Below are 17379 nucleotides of genomic sequence, written 5' to 3' on the forward strand. Positions count from 1 at the left end.
CCCGCGCATCGTCGCGTCGCCACCGGGCCTCGGCGGCCAAGGTCATCGGCCTGACGGTCGGCCTGACCGTCGCCTTCTACACGTGGGCCATCGCCGCGCCCCGCCCACGCGATCGCGACCCTCGGCATCGACGCCCAGTCGGCCCTGTGGGCGGGCGTCGTCGCCAACCTCGTCTTCATCGCCGTGCTGCCCCTGTGGGGCCGCCTGTCCGACCGCATCGGCCGCAAGCCGGTCTTCGCCGCGAGCGGACTGGGCATGGCGGCGGTCTCCTTCCCCATCAACGCCTACCTGCAGGACTCGGCCGTGCAGCTGGCCGTGTCGATGAGCGTCGCGCTCGTCTTCATCGCCGCGGCGGCCGCGATCCTCCCGGCGGTCTTCGCCGAGATGTTCCCCACCCGCATCCGCACCATCGGCGCCGGCATCCCCTACTCGATCGCCGTCGCCCTCTTCGGCGGCACCGCGCCCTACCTGCAGACCTGGCTGGGCACCGAGGTCGGGCCGCGCGCCTTCGTCACCTACTCGGTGGTGCTGCTGCTCGTCTCCGCCGCGGTCGTGCTCACGATGCAGGAGACCAAGGGCAAGGACCTGCTCGAGTCCTGACCACGTCGAAGGGGGTGACCCACCGCAGGACGCGGCGGGTCACCCCCTTCGTGCGGCTGGGTCAGGCCAAGCGATGGCCTTATCCGAAGATGTGGTCGAGGACCTCCTTGATCCGCTTGTTGGCCTCGTCCGTGCGCTGTCCGGTCTCGAGCAGTTCGTCAGCCTCGTCTGGCGAAAGACCCTCGACGCCTTCGCTACCCTCGGCCCGCGCGTCCCTCTCGACGGGCTGGTCGAAGTACCCGTCGAAGTCCTCCTTGGGGTCGACGTAGTTGCCGGGAAGTGAGTTTTCCTCCCACTCCTGGACCTGCTCGTGGGTCACTCCGTCGGGATAGCTGTCCTGGCCCGTGGCCGCGTCGATGGCTCGCTCGATGGCACTGGGCTGGTTGTGCCTCATCTCGGACTGACCCGCGTGCCTCATCTCGTGGTAGATGGTGTGCAACATCATCGGGTCGTCCATGTTGCCTGCGTTGATCTTGATCGAGTACGTGCCGTCACCGTTGTCGATGGACACGCCGTTGGAGGTGAAGTTTGGGTCGTCGACCCAGATGATGCTGGGTGTCGGCTCGATGCCATACTTCTCCGCCTCACGCCGGACGATCTCGCGGAAGATGGCTTCGCGCTCCTCGGTCGTGTAGCTCTCCCACTTGTCGGTCATGCCGTCCTGGAGCTCGCCGTAGTCAGCGGCGTCGCGCGACTGGCCCTCTTCGAAGAGACCCGGGGACGTTCCACCGCTCCCCCCGCCGGAGCGCACCGCGCCTTCGCTGACACCATCCTGCTCGTCGGCCTGTGCCACGGCCGTCTTGCCCATGGCCGCGACCAGAGCGGCGGCCTGGGTGAGGCAGCGGTCAGCAGGGGGCCAGGCCCCGTGGGCGAAGGCCTCGAGATCCTGTCCGGACCAGTTGTCCAGCAAAGTCGCGAGCAGCCCGCGCCCCTGGGTCGCCAGCTCTTCCAAGGAGCGTGAGCTGGCGATCAGCTGCCCACCGACCTCCCGCAGTCGAGCGGTGTCCGACCCATGGGTGATGCCGCCCGCCATCAGAGCTCACCCCCGAGGCTGCGCGCGTCTTCGAGCGCGAACCAGACACGGCCCCCCGCAGCGTCCTCGTGACCATCGAGGACTCGGCCATCGGCCTGAAGCACCGCCTGCTGCACGGCCGGATGTTCTTTGCCCTGAGGACGTCGTACTCATCCGCGACTCGCAGGACCGACCACGGTCGCTCCCGGGTCCCGTCCCCGGTCGACAGGATCGAGGTGATCGACAGCTGTGCCATCAGTCGCTCGCGCCGGGCAGCCGCCTCGTCTCCCACCTCCTCGAAGGCCGATGCGAGCACGGCGTGCGCCCGCGGGTTCAGCGCTGCCCCAGGCATCTTGCCCGTCAGCGCACGGATGGTGTCGCTGGCCCGTCCGTCGTCGAGCGAGGTGCCGACCACGGCTGCAACGTCCAGATCCGGGTCGAAGGTGGGCGAACCCCTGACGACGGAACGCAGCTCCCGGAGCCGTTCTGGTTGCGGGTCGTGGACGTAGGCCCCCACCAAGTCGGTCAACGTGGTCGCGCCTGTCACGTGAGTGTCCCCCTGGATCCCGTCCGAAGCCCTGATTGCGGTCGACCCTAGAGTAAGACCCCCTGCAGTGGTCGATGGGGAGCTCTCCCCTGTGGAGCAACTGCGGCTACACATACGGTGGTCAAGGACCATCGCCCATCAGCCGAGGAGCCACCATGCTCGTTGTCCTGCGCGCCGTGTCGGTTGTGACCGCCCTGGCACTCACCGTGACTGGGTGCTCCGCCGATCCAGGGAGCAGCATGAACATTGAGGTGTCGACCGCCTTCCACGGAGACGGCTCTGCCAAGGACACCGATCCGACGATCACCCGGATCAGCGCGAGCCCAGGCGAGGTCGCAACGATCGACCATGCCGGCGACACGGTACAGATCACCGTGGACTCGACATCCGAGTCGGCGGTGGAGATCTCCACAGACCGCCGGCTGGCCAAGCGAGTCGACGGTGGTCGTGATCTGCGCAATCTCGAGGACAAGTTCACCGTCAGCACGGACAGTCCCCTGCACATCTCCACGCCGTCGCTCGATGGATACACGGAGTACGAGGTCACCTTGGTTCCATGAGCCTCGCCCCTCGCTCCACGCGAAGCGAGGGGCCCCAGCGGCTGGGTCAGGCCAACGGCACGCACACCTCGGTGACGAGGTCCTCCGGCGCGGCGGCCTGCGAGGGGTCGACGAGATAGCGGTTGAAGCCGAGGACGGCGATGTCGTCGTCGACGCCGGAGCGCGGGGCGAGGGTCAGCCCCTCGGACCGGACCAGCTCGTCGATGCGCGTGTGCGCCTCGCTGATCAGCGTGTACGGCCCCTCGACGTGGGCGAGGACGACCTCCTGCTCGGGCAGCTCGTGCACCTCGAGGGGCGCCTGCGCGGTGGTGCCGGGGGGCACGGGCAGCCAGATCGACAGGGTCGGGTCGGCCTCGCGGTACTCGGGGTCGTGCTCGAAGACACCGCACGGACCGGTGGGCGTCAGCCCCTGGCGCCCGAGCTCGGGCAGGAGCCGCTCCCACAGGCGCCCCTCCTGGTCGTAGGCGGGGACGGTGCCGCGCAGGGCGACGACGGTGCGGGCGGGGACGGTCGTGCGGGTGACGGTGATGGTGGACATGGCAGTGCCTTCCTGGTCGAGGAGCTGGTCGATGAGTGCCAGCCGCTCCTTGGCCGCGCGCAGCTCGTCGCCGAGGGACTCCCGCTGCAGGGCGAGTGCCTGCCGGTAGCTCTCGGTGCCGTGGGTGGCGAGGAGGACCGAGATGGCGGACACCGTGAATCCCACGTCGCGCAGCCGCCGCACGTGGGCGGCCTCGGCGAGCTGCTCCGGCGCGTAGCGGCGGTAGCCGGAGGCGGCGTCCACGTCGGCGGGCACGAGGATCCCGTGCTCGCCGTAGTGACGCAGCATCCGCACGCTGAGCCGCGACCTGGAGGAGAAGTCGCCGATCGCCATGAGGTCCGGGGTGTCGGTCATGGGCACCACCCTGACGCCTCACACGGTGTGAGGGTCAAGACCTCCGTGGGAACCGCGAGGCACCCCCGCCCGTCCCATCCACGACACCGACCCAGGAGCGACCATGACCCGGCGACACCTCACCCTCACGACGGCCCTCGCCCTGCTGCTGCCCCTCGGTGGGTGCGGGGTGCTCGACCGGGACCAGGAGCCGGTCCCGCTGACGATCACGGCGAGCGACTGGAACGGCTGGGGCCCCGACCACGAGTCGACCGACACGACGACCGAGGTCGAGGCGGTCGAGGGCCAGACCCTCCGCGTCGACGACGACCTCGAGATCACCTTCACCGACGTCGACGACGACGAGGTCGAGATCCGCACGGCGGACGCGATGTCGCCGGCCGACGAGGGCGGCGGGATCGACCTGCTCGACCCGGAGCACGACTTCACCGTCGAGCGCGGGACCCCGCTGAGGCTCGCCACCCCGACGACGGACGCCGGCACGAGCTACCGGCTGGAGCTCACCGACTGAGGGTCACCAGATCGACTCGACCCAATCCGGGTGGTCGATGAAGGGGTTGCGGTTGCCCTGCCAGTTGTCGAAGATCCGCTCGTTGCGCCGCTGCTCGAAGGCGTCCGGCGGGTCCTGCTGGCTCCACTGCTTGAGGACCGACAGCCGCCCCATGTAGGGGTTGGACCCGTTGTTCACCTGGTCGTTGACCTCGAGGTCGACCATGTCGCCGGCCTCGTAGCGCACGGCCATGTAGAAGATCATCCGGGCGACGTCGCCCTTGACCGCGTCGCGCGGCTCCCACGAGTCGCTGTCGGCGTAGTTGCCCGGGGCCTCGTCGTTCTCGCTGCCGCCGTTGTCGAAGTCGAGGTTGCCGCGGTCGCTGTTGACCGTGACGTCGGTCGGGCGCAGGTGGTGCAGGTCGGTGCCCGGGCCGTTGGACGTGCCGAAGTCGCCGTGGCTCTTGGCCCAGACGTGCTCGCGGTTCCAGTTGTCGGCGTCGCCGCCGTTGTTCGACTTCGGCGAGCTCGTGCCCTTGTAGAGCAGGACGACGTTGTTGGTGTTCTGCGGGTCCTCGTCGACGTCCTTGATGCCGTCCCAGACCTGGTCGTAGGACAGGACCCGGTTGTTGCTGATGATGTCGTGGAGCTTCGACTTCAGGGCCGCGCCGGTCAGTCCCGCGGTGCCGTCGTAGTAGCTGCCGGGGTCGGTCGGCTCGCCCGGGTCACCGGGGTCCTCCGGGTCCTCGGGGGTGGTCCCGTCGGCCAGGCCGATGGCACTCGTGCCGGTCATCCCGGGGTGGGAGAAGTAGCTGGCGAGGGCCCCGGTGACGTCGACCTGCTGGCCCATGAGGTCCGGGTTGGAGGCCAGGCCCCACTGGGCGCGCAGGGCCGAGGGCACCTGCACGTAGAGGATCTTCGAGGTGTCGCCCTCCCCCTTCGTCGCCGCGATCGCGATGGCGTAGTCGTTGGGGAAGCCGCTCGTCACGACCCGGTCGGTCGCGGTCGGCTGGCCGACGACGTGGCCGCGGACGGTCTGGGTGGACCCGTCCTGCCGGGAGAGGGCGTCGGCGACCGAGAGCGCGGCGGCGGACTGAACCGCAGCGGCGCCGGTCGTCTGGGTGACGGCCTGCGAAGGGAGGATCGGGACGGCGACGAGGGCGACGGCGGCGGTGGTGCCGGCGAGTCGACGGAGCATGCGGGACACGGGCGGACCTCACGGGGTGGGTGAAGGGGGTCGCGCCCATGTTCGCGACCCCCTTCGGTCCGCGGGTGAACGATAGGTCAGGACCGGGTCGCAGTTCTCTCCCGGTCCTCCCTGAAGCCCCGCACTCGTCAGGACTCGAGGGACCCCGGCGTGCACAAGAGGTCGTCCTGGTGCATCTCGTGACGTTCGTCTGCCGCGAGAGGCCTCAGGACGACCTCTTGTGCTCGGGGGTGCGACTCAGATCGTCGCGGCGTCGATGACGAAGCGGTAGCGCACGTCGGAGGCGACGACGCGGTCCCAGGCCTCGTTGACCTTGTCCGCCGGGATGACCTCGATCTTGGCGCCGATGCCCTTGTCGGCGCAGAAGTCGAGCATCTCCTGGGTGCCGGGGATACCGCCGATGTTGGAGCCGGCGAGGGCCTTGCTGCCCCCGATGAGGGCGAAGGCCGGGACCTCGAAGGGCTCGGCCGGGGCGCCGACGTTGACCAGGGTGCCCTCCGGGGCGAGCAGCGACAGGTACTTCTTGATCGGCAGGTCGGCGCTGACGGTGTTGAGGATGAGGTCGAACTTCCCGCGCAGGTCGGTGAAGGTCTCGTCGTCGCTCGTCGCCCGGTAGTCGGTGGCGCCGAGCGCGAGGCCGTCCTCCTGCTTCTTCAGCGACTGCGAGAGCACCGTGACCTCGGCGCCGAGGGCGACGGCCAGCTGGACGCCCATGTGCCCGAGCCCGCCGAGACCGACGACCGCGACCTTGGAGCCCTCGCGCACACCCCAGCGGCGCAGCGGCGTCCAGGTCGTGATGCCGGCGCACAGCAGCGGGGCCGCGACGTCGAGCTCGATGCCCTCGGGGATCTTCAGCGCGAAGTCGGCGTCGACGACGACGTGCGTCGAGTAGCCACCCTGCGTGATCGTGCCGTCGCGATCGGTCGCGTTGTACGTGCCGATCGCGTCGGGGCAGTACTGCTCGTTGCCCGCCCGGCAGGCATCGCACTCGCCGCAGGAGTTCACGAGGCAGCCGACGCCCACGCGGTCACCGACGGCGTGCTTGGTCACCTCGGAGCCGACCTCGGCGACGACACCGGCGATCTCGTGGCCGACGACGATCGGGTAGTGCACGTCGCCCCACTCGGCCGGCGTGTGGATGTCGCTGTGGCAGATGCCGGCGTAGGCGATCTCGATGAGGACGTCGTTGGGGCCGACGTCTCGACGCTCGATGGTCGTCGCGGTCAGGGGTTCGGTGGCGGACGGGGCCGCCCAGGCCTTCACGGTGCGCACGGGGCGCTCCTCTCGAGTGGACGAAGGGGGAACCCCCTCAGTCAACTCCTGCACCCCCTTCGTCACCAAACGCAGGCGGGTGCCTGCCCCACGGACGAAGGGGGGTCCACACCCTGTCGCCGAGCCTCACCCGACCGGTGGGATGGGGAGGTGACCACGACGACCGCACCCCGCGCCCTCCCGTGGCCCCTCGTCCTCGCGATGGTGGCCGTGACGCCCTACCTGACGCTCAAGCTGCTATGGCTCACCGGCTCGCCGATCGGCCTGACCGAGGCCGCGACGGAGACGATGCGCTCGACCCGCTTCGTCGTGGGCAACCTCGTCACCGTCGGCCTCGAGCTCGTCGCGCTCGGCCTGGCCTGGTCGCTCACCCGACCCTGGGCAGATCGACTGCCCGCACGGCTCTTCGCCCTGCTCGCCGCCGGCGCGAGCGGGCTGCTCGCGCCGATCCTGCTGGGCATGCTGCTCGGTCAGGTCGTCGAGACGATCGCCCACGGACGCCCGTCCGTGGAGGGCGAGGGGATGGCGGCCTGGGTCTTCGGGTGCGTCTACGGCGGGTTCACCCTGCTCGGTGTCGCCCTGGCCGTGCTCCTGTGCCGGTACGCCGACGGCCGGTGGGGCGCCAGCTTCGCCAGCCCTCCGCGGGTGCAGCGCCGCCTGACCTTCGCCCTCGGCGCGGTGACGGTCCTCCCCTTCGCCCTGGCGATGGGGTGGTGGGGTGTGGCCGGCCCCGGTGACGCGGGACCGCAGGGGATGGAGGCGCCGGTCCAGCGCACGGTCCTCGTCGTCAGCGGGCTGCTGGCGCTCGCCGCCGTCGTCGCCCCGTCGGCGCGCCTGGCCGTCCCACCGGAGCGCGGTCGGCTCCCTCACCTCGTCGTGTGGGTCGGCTGCTGCACGGCCGCGCTGCAGGGCCCGACCCAGCTGCTGCTCGCCCACGGCGGGACCATCCAGCCCGCCGTCGCGGCCATCACCCTGCTCGCGACGCCCGGCGCGCTCGCCGTCCTCGCGGGCGTCCACGGCGACCTTCGATCGGTGGGTGCCCGATGATCCCGAGACCTTCGAGCTGATCCTCCTCGCACGGACGGCCCGGGGCCTCGCCACCACCATTCCGCACTTCAACGGCCCGGGCACCGGACGACAAACGGCTCCTGCGCTACGTCACGGGACGTAGCGCAGGAGCCGTGGGCGCACCTCGGACTCAGGCGTCGACGGTCTGCTGCTCCCAGGCCGCGTACCCACCGACGAGGTCGGTGACGTCCGCGTGGCCGACCGAGCGCAGCAGGCTCGCCGCGACCGACGAGCGCCACCCGCCGGCGCAGTGCACGAGCACTGGGCGATCGTTCGGCAGCTCGGTGTGGCGGCTGGCGAGCTCGGCCAGGGGGATGTGGACGGCACCGGGGATGACCTGGCCGCGGTCGCGCTCGCCGGCATTGCGCACGTCGACGACGACGGTGTGCTCGGGCAGCGCCGCGAGGTCGGCGACCTCGGTGCGTTCGCTCGCCGTCATGAGCGGGGCGAGCGGACCGTCGAGGGTGAGCGGCGCGGCGACGTGGCCGACGACCGCGTCGTAGCCGACCCGGCCCATCCTCAGCGCCGCCTCGGCGGCCCGACCGTCGGGAGCGACGAGGAGGACCTCGGCGTCGTGGTCGACGACCGTGCCGACGGTCTCGGCGAAGCGACCGTCGAGGCCGACGTTGACCGAGCCGGTGAGGTGACCCCTCGCGAAGTCCGCGGGCGAGCGGGCGTCGACGACGGTGACGCCGCCGGCCATCGCGGCGGCCACCTCGGCGGGCGTGAAGGGGACGACCGGCTGGCCGGGCTCGAGCAGGTCACGCTGTCGCAGGTTGAGCGCGGCGTCGACCTGGAAGTACGCCGGGGCGGACGGCTGGCCAGTGGTCACCATCCCGACGAAGTCCTGGAGCGACATCTGAGCGGCGAAGGGGTTGTTCGCCCGCTGCGCCGCGATCGTCGACTCGAGCTCGTCGGAGAGCCCACGGCCGCAGGAGGACCCGGCACCGTGCGCCGGCATGACCTTGGTCTCGTCGGGCAGCGGGAGCAGCACGTCGTGGAGGGTGTGGTGCATCGCCGTGGCGAGGTCCTCGGCGGTGGAGCCGTCGGAGACGACGAGGTCGGGCCGGCCGACGCCGCCGATGAAGAGCGAGTCGCCGGTGAGCACCGCGTGCGGGATGCCGCCCTCGTGGACGAGGACGCTGATCGACTCCCACGTGTGACCGGGGGTCTCGAGGATCTCGAGGGTGACCTCGTCACCGAGCTCGATGCGGTCGCGCCCGGCGAGAGTGCGCACCTCGAACTCGGCGCGCTCGGCCGCCGTCGGCCCGTAGCCGATCCACGCGCCGGACGCTGCGGCCAGCTCGAGGTGACCGGCGACGAAGTCGGCGTGGACGTGCGTGTTGATGACCCCGACGATCGTCAGGTCGTGCGCCGCGGCGTCGGCGAGGTACTGCTGGATGTCGCGCTGGGGGTCGACGACGACGGCGCGGCGGCTCCCTTCGTCGGCGATGAGGTAGGAGCCGTGCGAGAGGCAGCCGAGGTAGTACTGGGTGAGGATCATGTCGGTCTCCTTCAGTTCCGGCCGCCGCGCAGCTGCGCGAAGACGGCCTCGGGGGTGGGCTCGTGGCGACGGTTGTGGGGCATGCGCGAGAGGAGCGCGCCCATCGCGCAGGTGTTGGTCAGGGCGGCGCCGGTGAGGCCGGCGCCGATGCCCGCGGAGAGCCACTTGGCCTGCGGGACGACGGTGCTCGCAAGGATGCCGGTGAGGACGATCGAGCCGGCGACGAGGCGGACCTGGCGCTCGAGGTCCCAGCCCCCTTCGCCCGCAACGACGTCTCCACCGGCGCTCTCCCACGCGGTGATGCCGCCGTCGAGGACGTGCAGGTGGTCCGTCCCGGTATCGGCCAGGGCGCTCTCGGCCCGGGAGGCGCGCGCGCCCGAGCGGCACACGAGGACGACGTCGTCGTCGAGGTGCTCGGCCAGCTCGCGGCGGTGCTCCTCGAGGAGCGGCAGCGGCACGTTGTAGGAGCCGGGGATGTGCGACGCGGCGAACTCCGCCGGCGTGCGCACGTCGACGAGACGCGGGCCAGCCGGCTCGGCGAGCCAGTCCCGCAGGTCGGTCGCGGTGAGGGTCATGGGGCGGGTGGTGACGGTGGTCATGGGTTCCTTTGATCGGGGATGGACGAAGGGGAGGTCAGTCGGGTTGGTCGGGGGCAGGTTGCGTCAGGCGAGCAGCCCGGGGAGGGCCTGCGCGGCGGTGAGGGCCGCGACGCCCAGGACGAGGACCGCAAAGGCCTTGGAGAGGCGCTGCGCGGGGATGCGGTCGGCGACGCGGCTGCCGAGGAGGCTGCCGACGACCGCCGCCGCGGCGAAGCCGAGGATCAGCGGCCAGTCGAGCTCGCCGGCGCCGTGCTGGAAGCGGGCGACGAGGGAGGTCGCGCTGTTGACGGCGATGACGAGCAGGGAGGTGCCCACGGCGACCGGCATCGGGAAGCCGAGGACCATGACGAGCGCCGGCACGACCACGAAGCCGCCGCCGACACCGAGGAAGCCGGTGAGGAGTCCGACGAGGCTCGCAGCCACGACGAGCTTGAGCAGCCGCGGGCAGGCGCAGGTCACGGGGTTGAGGGTGAGGATCGGCTCGTGCGGCCGGAGGTCGGGCTCCGGGCGCGTGCCGCGACGGAGCATGAGCACCGCCACGACCGTCATGAGGACCGCGAAGGCGGTCATGAGGACGTCGGGCTCGACCGCACGCGAGGCCGCGGACCCGGCGACCGCGCCGAGGACCCCGAGGAGGCCGAAGGTCAGCCCCTGCCCGAGGCGCACCCGGCCGGCCCGGTGGTGGGCCGGCAGGGAGAGCACCGAGGTGATGCCGACGATGATCAACGAGCTCGTCGTCGCCGCGACCGGCCCCTGGCCGAGCAGGTGGACGAGCACGGGCACGGCGAGGATCGAGCCGCCTCCGCCGAGGGCGCCCAGGGCGAGGCCGACGGCCAGCCCGAGCGGGATCACGGCAAGGAGTGCGGCGGTGTGCATGGCTCGAGGTTAATACCCCTGGGGGTATACGTGCAAGGCGCGGACACTCCGGGCCCGATGGCGCGCGTCGGGCACCTCCGTCGACCACACTGCGACGATGACCGAGCACTCCGACCCGCACCCGGGGGAGCCCTCCGAGGGGACCGTCGAGCTGGCCCACCAGTTCCTCGACTGGGCCCGCGAAGGGCAGGCCGAGCGGGTGGCCGCCTACGTCGACGCCGGCGCACCGGTCGACCTCGCCGGGCCGGACGGCAACACCCTCCTCATGCTGGCGGCCTACCACGGGCACGCCGCCCTCGTGCGGGCCCTCGCGGAGCGGGGTGCCGACGTCAACCGGCTCAACGACCGCGGTCAGGCGCCCGTGGCCGGTGCCGTCTTCAAGGGCGAGGCCGACGTGGTCGACGCCCTCCTCGAGCACGGCGCCGACCTCGATGCCGGCCACCCGACCGCTCGGGAGACGGCCGCGATGTTCGAGCGGACCGATCTGCTGCCGCCGAGCCGACCAGCGGACCCATAGGGTCTCCACCATGTTCTCCGACACGACACGACGCGTCCTCGCGATCATCCTCGCCGTGGCCATGGTCGGAAGCCTCGCCACCGGCCTGCTCGTCACGGCCTTCGCCTGAGCGCCGCTCACGGGCGCACTGACGGGGCAGGGCACGTGGATCGCGACCTCCGCGCCTGGCTCACGGTGCTGGGCGTCGCCGTGATCTCTGGGGGCGCGTCGCGCTGCTCGTCGTCCCCGCCGGCGCCCTCCTGGTGCTGCGCACCCCTTCCCGCGAGCCGCGCTCCGGCCATAACATGAGGTGATCGACGAAGGAGCCCGCGATGCCCGACGATCGCCGCCCCGACGGGCTGAGCAGGTCCTCGATCCACGTGTGGGAGGACTCCCCTTCGTCGCCCGCGGGCATCGCCCCCGAGCCGGTGACCCGATCGCTCGACCCCGAGCTCACCGCCCGGCTCGACCCCGAGTCCGCAGCCCGCGCATACCTCGAGGGGCACCAGGACGACGCGCTGACCAGCCTCGGTGCCCTGACCCAGCGACTCTCCCGGACGTCGGGCTTCCTCGACGCCCGAGCGGCATCCGTGGCGAGCGCCCGCTCGCTGCTGCGCACACGACCCGCCGCCGAGCGGGAGACCAAGGTCGCGGCGGTCGCCACGGCTTTCGACGCGGTCGGCATCGCCTGACCGTGGACACCGGAGAAGGGACGGCACAGATGGAGTCGACGGACACCGTGGAGACGCTCGAGGCACACACCTGCTGGTCGCTGATGCGGGAGGTCCCGATCGGGCGGCTCGCCGTCGTGGTCGACGGTCACCCGGAGATCTTCCCGGTCAACATCGTGGTCGACCAGGGCAGCGTCGTCCTCCGCACCGGCGAGGGGACGAAGGCCCACGCGGCGATGAGCGACGCCCCGGTGGCCATCGAGGCGGACGGCTTCGACCCCGAGACGGGGCGCGCGTGGAGCGTCGTGGTCAAGGGGCGCGCCCACACGATCACCGACGTGGAGGCGGTGATCGACAGCGCCGACCTCCCGCTCGAGCCGTGGCAGGCCGGCCGCAAGGACCGCTTCATCCGGGTGCGCGCCGACGAGGTCACCGGCCGGCGCTTCCCGGTCGCGGACGCCTCCGTCTGGCGCACGCCGGGCCTCGGGCGGACGCGTGCGGCGATGGAGTAGCCGCGCGAAGGGGAGGCCAGCGGGCCTCCCCTTCGCGCCCGGGTCGGCTGGGCCCGGGTCAGCCGCGGCCGAAGAGGCGACCGAGCATCGACGGCACCGACTGTTCGGCCTGACCGGACTGACCGGACTGACCGGACTGACCGGACGCGCTCGACGAGCGCTGCTGGTCGTGACCGGCGCACCGGTCGGCGCGCGGGACGCCGGCCATCACCTGGTCGACATGCTGGCCGCAGCCGGCCCAGGTGGTCTTGCCGCAGACGCGGCACTTCGCTTGACGGCACATGGAGGGTCTCCTCGGGTCTCGGGTGATCAGTCGGTGATGGGCAGGCCGGCAGCGCCGGCGTTGTCGAAGGCGTCGTCGACGAGGACGACGCGGTGACCTCGGGCGGAGAGGAGCGACGCGGCGATCGAGGCCCGGTAGCCGCTGCCGCAGTGGACCCACAGCTCGCGCTGGGGGATCTCGTCGAACCGGTCGAGCAGCTCGCCGATGGGCACGTTCTGCGCGCCCTCGACATGACCGTCCGCGTACTCCCCGGCGAGGCGCACGTCGAGGACGTGCACGGGCCGGTGGTGGCGCACCTGGGACAGGTCGGCGAAGGCCGCGGTCTCCAACGTCTCCAGCGGCCGGTCGGTCCAGTCCTGTGGTGCACCCGTGGCGGCACCGGCGATCCGGTCCAGACCGATCCGGGCCATCTCCCGCTGGGCCTCGGCGACCTGCTCGGAGGTCTCACCGAGCAGCGTGACCCGCGCCTCCCAGGGGATGAGCCACCCGAGGTAGGTGGAGAACTGCCCGTCCAGCCCGAAGCTCAGCGTCCCGGCCACGTGTCCGGCCGCGAAGGCCGTGCGGGTGCGCAGGTCCACGACCCACTCCCCGGCGTCGATGCGCTGGGCGAGGGTGTCCTTGTCGGCCCGCTCGGGGGCGCTCAGGTCGGCTGCGTCGGGCCCCGCGGCGTTGGCCGGGCTCATGTGGACGTAGTAGGCCGGGTAGGCGTCCAGGCCCGCGAGGGTGTCGGCCACCCACTGCTCCTCGGTCTGGGTGAGCGCCGGGTTGCGCCGCTTCTCCTCGGCGATCGTCGACTCCGTCGCTCCGCCGGTGGACCCGGCCGAGCAGAAGGAGCCGAAGCCATGGGTCGGCAGCACCTCGGCGGACTCGGACAGCTCGTCGACGAGACGGTGGATCGAGGCGAACTGGTGGCGCACGAGATTGCCGGTGTGGTCCCGGCCGAGCAGGTCCGGGCGACCAGCGGCCCCGAAGAGCAACGACCCGCCGGTGAAGACGGCCGAGTCGGTGGCGCCGGAGTCGGTGACGCTCTCCATCGCGTAGGAGAGGTGGGTGAAGGTGTGACCAGGGGTCGCGATGGCCCGCACCCGCATCACCGGGGAGACCTCCACGACGTCGCCGTCGCGAATCGGCTCGCGGCCGAAGGAGACCTCGTCCTCGGCGTTGACGTGGTAGCGGGCACCGAGGCGGCGTGCCAGCGCCAGCCCCCCGGTTACGTAGTCGTTGTGAATGTGCGTCTCGAAGACGTCGGTGATCCGCACGCCGGCCTCGTCGGCAGCCGCGAGGACGCGGTCGATGTCTCGCTGGGGGTCGACGACGAAGGCGACGTCGCGTCATGGGCGAGGTAGGAACGGTCGCCCAGGCTCGGGGTCTCGATGGTGATGATCGTGGGCTCCACGGGTGACAAATTAATACCCCTAGGGGTATGCTGTCAACAGTGGCCCGCCCAGCCACGGACCGAAGGGAGATGACATGCAGTACGGCATCAGCACCACTGTGGACGCACCGTTCGACGAGGCGCTCACCGCCACCCGCGAGGCGCTGGCCGAGCAGGGCTTCGGCGTCCTCACCGAGATCGACCTCGCCGGCACGCTCAACGCGAAGGTCGACGCCGACCTCGCCCCTTACGTCATCCTCGGTGCCTGCCGCCCCCAGCTGGCGCAGCAGGCGGTGGCTCACGAGCCCTCGATCGGGCTCCTGCTGCCGTGCAATGTCGTCGTGCGCACCGACGGCGACGCCCGCACCGTCGTCGAGGCCCTCGACCCCGACATGATGGTCGGGGTGACGGACAATGAGCAGCTGCAGGACGTCGCAGCCGACGCCCGCACCCGCCTCGACACCGCTCTGGCCTCGCTGCCGAGCAGGGTCTCCTGACCCACCAACCCCGAAGGAGAGAGACATGGTCACCCTCGACATGGAGGACATGGGCCCGGTCGTCAACCGACTGCGCCGCGCCCAGGGTCAGATCGGCGGCGTCATCCGGCTCATCGAGGAGGGGCGCGACTGCAAGGAGGTCGTGACCCAGCTCGCCGCAGCGAGCCGCGCCCTCGACCGCGCGGGCTTCGCCATCGTCTCCTCGGGCCTGCGAGAGTGCCTCTCGTCGCCCGACGGGGTCGACGAGGACGACCGCGCCGCGATGGAAAAGCTCTTCCTCACCCTCGCCTGACGCCCGGCGGCGGGGGCGGTTGCCCGGGCGGAGGCCCACCCGTGCCGGGTTGGTGCGGGGAGGCCTGTGCCGCAGCGGGGCTCGCCGCCTGCCACGGGACCAGCCCGCAGCGCAGACCCTCGGCGATGTGCTCGATCGCCCGCCCGCTCTGCTGCCAGTCGCCGGCCTCGGTCTCCCACGCGAACTCCCAGCCGTCCCGCACCTCGACGTGCCAGTGCCGGCCGAAGACCATCCGGCCGAGCAGGGCGAAGGGGAGGACGAGCAGCAGGAGCAGCATCTCGAGGGCCACGACGATCGACAGGATGACGAAGGGGATGATCAGGATCAGCAGGAAGACACCGATGATCGCGCTGATCGGGTCGTCGCCGAGTCCGCCGCCGGTCGGCACGTCGGCCCAGTCCCCGACGCGGCTCTTGCGCCGCCACGGCATCCACCGCCGCGACACCCGCCACGTGCGGCCCCTGGGGTCGACGACCTTCATGCCGCACCCCCTTCGCGCTCGACGAGCCAGCGCAGCAGCGGGGCCACGTCGTCGGGAAGCGCCTGGGCCGGGTCGGTCCAGCGCACCTCCTCGATCTCAGCGGCCGGGACGACCGGCGCTCGGGACTCGCGCGACAGGTGCGGGTGGCGGAAGACGCTCGCGATGAGCGGGCGGCCGGCCTCGTTGGCCGCGGCCGTGCGGCGCACGGCGACGAGCTCGAGCGCCTCGGGGTCGAGGACGAGGCCGAGCTCCTCCTCGACCTCCCGGAGAGCGCACTGCGCCGGGCTCTCGCCCGGCTCGGGCTTGCCGCCCGGGTGCATGAAGGACTCGGTGCCCCGCTTGCGCACCGTGAGCACATGCCCGTCGGCGTCGCGCAGGTCGACGGCGCTCACGACGATCGCGTCACCGTGGTCGCGGGGCCGCTCGCTCGCCAGCGAGGCGTAGACGAGGCTGTCGGTCCACTCCCCCTTGCTGAAGAGGTCCTGCAGGTGGGTCGCCTCGAGCCGCATCCCGAGCCGCTCGCACAGGGCCGCCGAGGCGGAGTTGCGGGCGTCGAGCTCGGCGACGACGCGGTGCACGCCGTAGTGGTCGAAGGCGTGGTCGATGACCGCACGGGCCGCCTCCGTCGCGAAGCCCCGCCCCGCGACGTCGCGGCGGAAGACCCAGCCGACCTCGGCCTTCGCCCCCGTCTCGTCCGTGGCCCACAGGGCGACGTCGCCGACGACCCGGCCCTCGTGCTCGACGACGAGGGCCAGCGCCTGCCGCGGGGCGTCCAGCCCGGTCCGCTCGACCCGTGCGGCGATCTTGGCGACCGCGACCTCGCGGGTCCACGGCGGCTCGAGCAGGTGGCGGGCGACCTCCGGGTCGCCGTAGTAGTCGAGGCTCGCCTCGAGGTCGTCGTGGGTGTACGGCCGCAGCACGAGGCGCTCGGTGCGGATCGGCAGGAGCGGGGCAGAGGTCACGACAGCACGCTAGTGGCCACGGACGAAGGGGGGCGCTCCCCCCTTCGTCCTGCCGCCGGTGCACACCCGACTCACAGGGGACCGTCCTACGCTGGCCGGGTGACCAGCGCCGCCCAGCCCTCTGGCCTGCCCGAGCTCTCCGACGACGCCGTCCGCCGGTTCGCCCAGATCCGTGAGGACTTCACCCGGATGATGCTCGGCTACCGCTTCGGCATGGAGCAGGTGGCGACCCGGCTGGAGATCCTGCGCGAGGAGTTCGCCGAGCTGCACCTCGACAACCCCATCGAGCACATCTCGACGCGGGTCAAGAGCCCGGAGTCGATCCTCGAGAAGGCTGCCCGCCAGGGCGTGGAGCTGGAGATCCCGGCGCTGCGCGAGCACATCACCGACATCGCGGGCGTGCGCGTCATCTGCTCCTTCGTCGCCGACGTCTACCGCCTGATGACCGCCCTCACCGAGCAGGCCGACATCTCCGTGCGCGTGGTCAAGGACTACATCGCCAACCCCAAGCCCAACGGCTACCGGTCGCTGCACGTCATCCTCGAGATCCCCGTCTTCCTCTCCTCCGGGCCGGTCCAGGTCCCCGTCGAGGTGCAGTTCCGGACCGTCGCGATGGACTTCTGGGCGAGCACGGAGCACAAGATCTTCTACAAGTACGAGGGCGACGTCCCCGCCCACCTGCGCCAGCGGATCACCGACGCGGCGGCCACGGCCGCGCGCATGGACGAGGAGATGGCGCAGCTCCACCGGGCCGTGCACGGCACCGACTGAGGCGGGCTCCCGACCGCCGCGACGATCCTGCGCCACCGACGCGCCGAGATCGATAAAAGTTCTCCACAGATTCGTGACCACACCGTGTCCGAATGCCCTATTCTTCTTCACGGCCCCACGCAGCGGGGCCGCCACCGGGTCGCCGAGTCCTGCCAGCCGGGTGGTCCCTGAACGCCACGGCAGGAGCGGGGGACCCACGTACCACCGGCCCCAGCGCCTCGGGGTGAAGTCTGCTCGTCGCAGGACGAGCCGACGGAGTGCTCATCTCCACTCCAACCCGACAGCTAACCCCGCAGGCGGAGGAGATCCCATGTCGATGTTCTACGCCGGGCGCCACCGCGCCCCGAGCACCAAGACCCCCCACCGCGCCGGCGCCAGCATGGTCGCCGTCGCCGCCGTGAGCCTGGGCACCG

20 protein-coding genes, 1 pseudogene and 1 riboswitch are annotated in these 17379 nt (G+C 71.6%); of the genes and pseudogenes, 10 read left to right on the top strand and 11 right to left on the bottom strand.

Features of this window, described 5'->3' with window-relative positions:
- Positions 1-600 (top strand): annotated as a pseudogene (locus tag AC2W7J_RS06435) (MFS transporter); the annotation flags it as partial.
- A 79-nt stretch (positions 601-679) separates the two neighbouring features.
- On the opposite strand, the gene AC2W7J_RS06440 reads toward AC2W7J_RS06435, so the two are convergent.
- Entirely contained in the window at positions 680-1408 is a 729-nt protein-coding gene (locus AC2W7J_RS06440; RefSeq protein ID WP_485981822.1) for a hypothetical protein, read from the bottom strand.
- Positions 1409-2314: 906 nt separating this feature from the next.
- Between AC2W7J_RS06440 and AC2W7J_RS06445 the strand changes: the two genes are divergently transcribed.
- Positions 2315-2719, top strand: a complete 405-nt coding sequence (locus AC2W7J_RS06445) for a hypothetical protein (protein WP_255184745.1) — start codon at positions 2315-2317, stop codon at positions 2717-2719.
- 46 nt (positions 2720-2765) lie between these two features.
- On the opposite strand, the gene AC2W7J_RS06450 is transcribed toward AC2W7J_RS06445, so the two are convergent.
- On the bottom strand, positions 2766-3611 hold the full coding sequence (locus AC2W7J_RS06450) for a MerR family transcriptional regulator (protein WP_255184746.1): 846 nt from the start codon (positions 3609-3611) through the stop codon (positions 2766-2768).
- Positions 3612-3714: 103 nt separating this feature from the next.
- On the opposite strand from AC2W7J_RS06450, the gene AC2W7J_RS06455 reads away from it, so the two are divergent.
- Complete coding sequence (locus AC2W7J_RS06455; RefSeq protein WP_485981823.1) at positions 3715-4122, top strand: hypothetical protein; 408 nt, start codon at positions 3715-3717, stop codon at positions 4120-4122.
- Positions 4123-4125: 3 nt separating this feature from the next.
- Here AC2W7J_RS06455 and AC2W7J_RS06460 read toward each other — a convergent pair whose 3' ends face one another.
- Both AC2W7J_RS06460 and AC2W7J_RS06465 read right to left on the bottom strand, forming a co-directional pair.
- Positions 4126-5298 (bottom strand): endonuclease, encoded by a 1173-nt coding sequence (locus AC2W7J_RS06460; protein WP_485981831.1) that lies wholly within the window; start codon positions 5296-5298, stop codon positions 4126-4128.
- A gap of 246 nt (positions 5299-5544) precedes the next feature.
- On the bottom strand, positions 5545-6579 hold the full coding sequence (locus AC2W7J_RS06465; RefSeq protein ID WP_485981824.1) for an NAD(P)-dependent alcohol dehydrogenase: 1035 nt from the start codon (positions 6577-6579) through the stop codon (positions 5545-5547).
- Between the two features lie 150 nt (positions 6580-6729).
- Here AC2W7J_RS06465 and AC2W7J_RS06470 point away from each other — a divergent pair, with 150 nt between their 5' ends.
- A complete protein-coding gene (locus AC2W7J_RS06470) occupies positions 6730-7626 on the top strand; it encodes a hypothetical protein (RefSeq protein ID WP_485981825.1) in 897 nt (298 codons plus the stop codon).
- A 151-nt stretch (positions 7627-7777) separates the two neighbouring features.
- Here the strand turns inward: AC2W7J_RS06470 and AC2W7J_RS06475 are convergent, their stop codons facing one another.
- From AC2W7J_RS06475 to AC2W7J_RS06485, 3 genes are all read right to left on the bottom strand, one after another.
- On the bottom strand, positions 7778-9151 hold the full coding sequence (locus AC2W7J_RS06475) for an MBL fold metallo-hydrolase (protein WP_485981826.1): 1374 nt from the start codon (positions 9149-9151) through the stop codon (positions 7778-7780).
- A gap of 11 nt (positions 9152-9162) precedes the next feature.
- The gene (locus tag AC2W7J_RS06480) at positions 9163-9750 is read right to left on the bottom strand and encodes a rhodanese-like domain-containing protein (RefSeq protein WP_084449625.1); all 588 of its coding nucleotides are present in this window, start codon (positions 9748-9750) and stop codon (positions 9163-9165) included.
- A 63-nt stretch (positions 9751-9813) separates the two neighbouring features.
- Positions 9814-10626, bottom strand: a complete 813-nt coding sequence (locus AC2W7J_RS06485) for a sulfite exporter TauE/SafE family protein (RefSeq protein WP_427801688.1) — start codon at positions 10624-10626, stop codon at positions 9814-9816.
- A gap of 97 nt (positions 10627-10723) precedes the next feature.
- Here AC2W7J_RS06485 and AC2W7J_RS06490 point away from each other — a divergent pair, with 97 nt between their 5' ends.
- From AC2W7J_RS06490 to AC2W7J_RS06500, 3 genes are all read left to right on the top strand, one after another.
- Entirely contained in the window at positions 10724-11143 is a 420-nt protein-coding gene (locus AC2W7J_RS06490) for an ankyrin repeat domain-containing protein (protein WP_485981827.1), read from the top strand.
- 311 nt (positions 11144-11454) lie between these two features.
- Complete coding sequence (locus AC2W7J_RS06495; RefSeq protein ID WP_485981828.1) at positions 11455-11814, top strand: hypothetical protein; 360 nt, start codon at positions 11455-11457, stop codon at positions 11812-11814.
- 2 nt (positions 11815-11816) lie between these two features.
- Positions 11817-12305: a pyridoxamine 5'-phosphate oxidase family protein gene (locus tag AC2W7J_RS06500; protein ID WP_485981829.1), complete on the top strand. Its 489-nt coding sequence runs from the start codon at positions 11817-11819 to the stop codon at positions 12303-12305.
- Between the two features lie 58 nt (positions 12306-12363).
- Here the strand turns inward: AC2W7J_RS06500 and AC2W7J_RS06505 are convergent, their stop codons facing one another.
- Both AC2W7J_RS06505 and AC2W7J_RS06510 read right to left on the bottom strand, forming a co-directional pair.
- A complete protein-coding gene (locus AC2W7J_RS06505; RefSeq protein ID WP_459229909.1) occupies positions 12364-12588 on the bottom strand; it encodes a hypothetical protein in 225 nt (74 codons plus the stop codon).
- A 26-nt stretch (positions 12589-12614) separates the two neighbouring features.
- Positions 12615-13847: a rhodanese-like domain-containing protein gene (locus AC2W7J_RS06510; protein ID WP_485981830.1), complete on the bottom strand. Its 1233-nt coding sequence runs from the start codon at positions 13845-13847 to the stop codon at positions 12615-12617.
- A 211-nt stretch (positions 13848-14058) separates the two neighbouring features.
- Here AC2W7J_RS06510 and AC2W7J_RS06515 point away from each other — a divergent pair, with 211 nt between their 5' ends.
- Both AC2W7J_RS06515 and AC2W7J_RS06520 read left to right on the top strand, forming a co-directional pair.
- Entirely contained in the window at positions 14059-14460 is a 402-nt protein-coding gene (locus AC2W7J_RS06515) for a DUF302 domain-containing protein (RefSeq protein ID WP_427801693.1), read from the top strand.
- Between the two features lie 25 nt (positions 14461-14485).
- A complete protein-coding gene (locus AC2W7J_RS06520) occupies positions 14486-14752 on the top strand; it encodes a metal-sensitive transcriptional regulator (RefSeq protein ID WP_007923848.1) in 267 nt (88 codons plus the stop codon).
- Here AC2W7J_RS06520 and AC2W7J_RS06525 read toward each other — a convergent pair.
- Both AC2W7J_RS06525 and AC2W7J_RS06530 read right to left on the bottom strand, forming a co-directional pair.
- Positions 14739-15233 (bottom strand): hypothetical protein, encoded by a 495-nt coding sequence (locus tag AC2W7J_RS06525; protein WP_427801694.1) that lies wholly within the window; start codon positions 15231-15233, stop codon positions 14739-14741. The genes AC2W7J_RS06520 and AC2W7J_RS06525 overlap by 14 nt on opposite strands.
- Positions 15230-16195, bottom strand: coding sequence for a GNAT family N-acetyltransferase (locus tag AC2W7J_RS06530; RefSeq protein ID WP_427801695.1), 966 nt, complete (start codon positions 16193-16195; stop codon positions 15230-15232). Before AC2W7J_RS06530 ends, AC2W7J_RS06525 begins: the two co-directional genes overlap by 4 nt.
- A gap of 99 nt (positions 16196-16294) precedes the next feature.
- Between AC2W7J_RS06530 and AC2W7J_RS06535 the strand changes: the two genes are divergently transcribed.
- Complete coding sequence (locus tag AC2W7J_RS06535; protein ID WP_427801696.1) at positions 16295-16966, top strand: GTP pyrophosphokinase; 672 nt, start codon at positions 16295-16297, stop codon at positions 16964-16966.
- 162 nt (positions 16967-17128) lie between these two features.
- A riboswitch (cyclic di-AMP (ydaO/yuaA leader) is annotated at positions 17129-17280 on the top strand.
- Positions 17281-17379: the final 99 nt, after the last annotated feature.

This window comes from Janibacter sp. CFPM2_SD2, assembly GCF_057364645.1.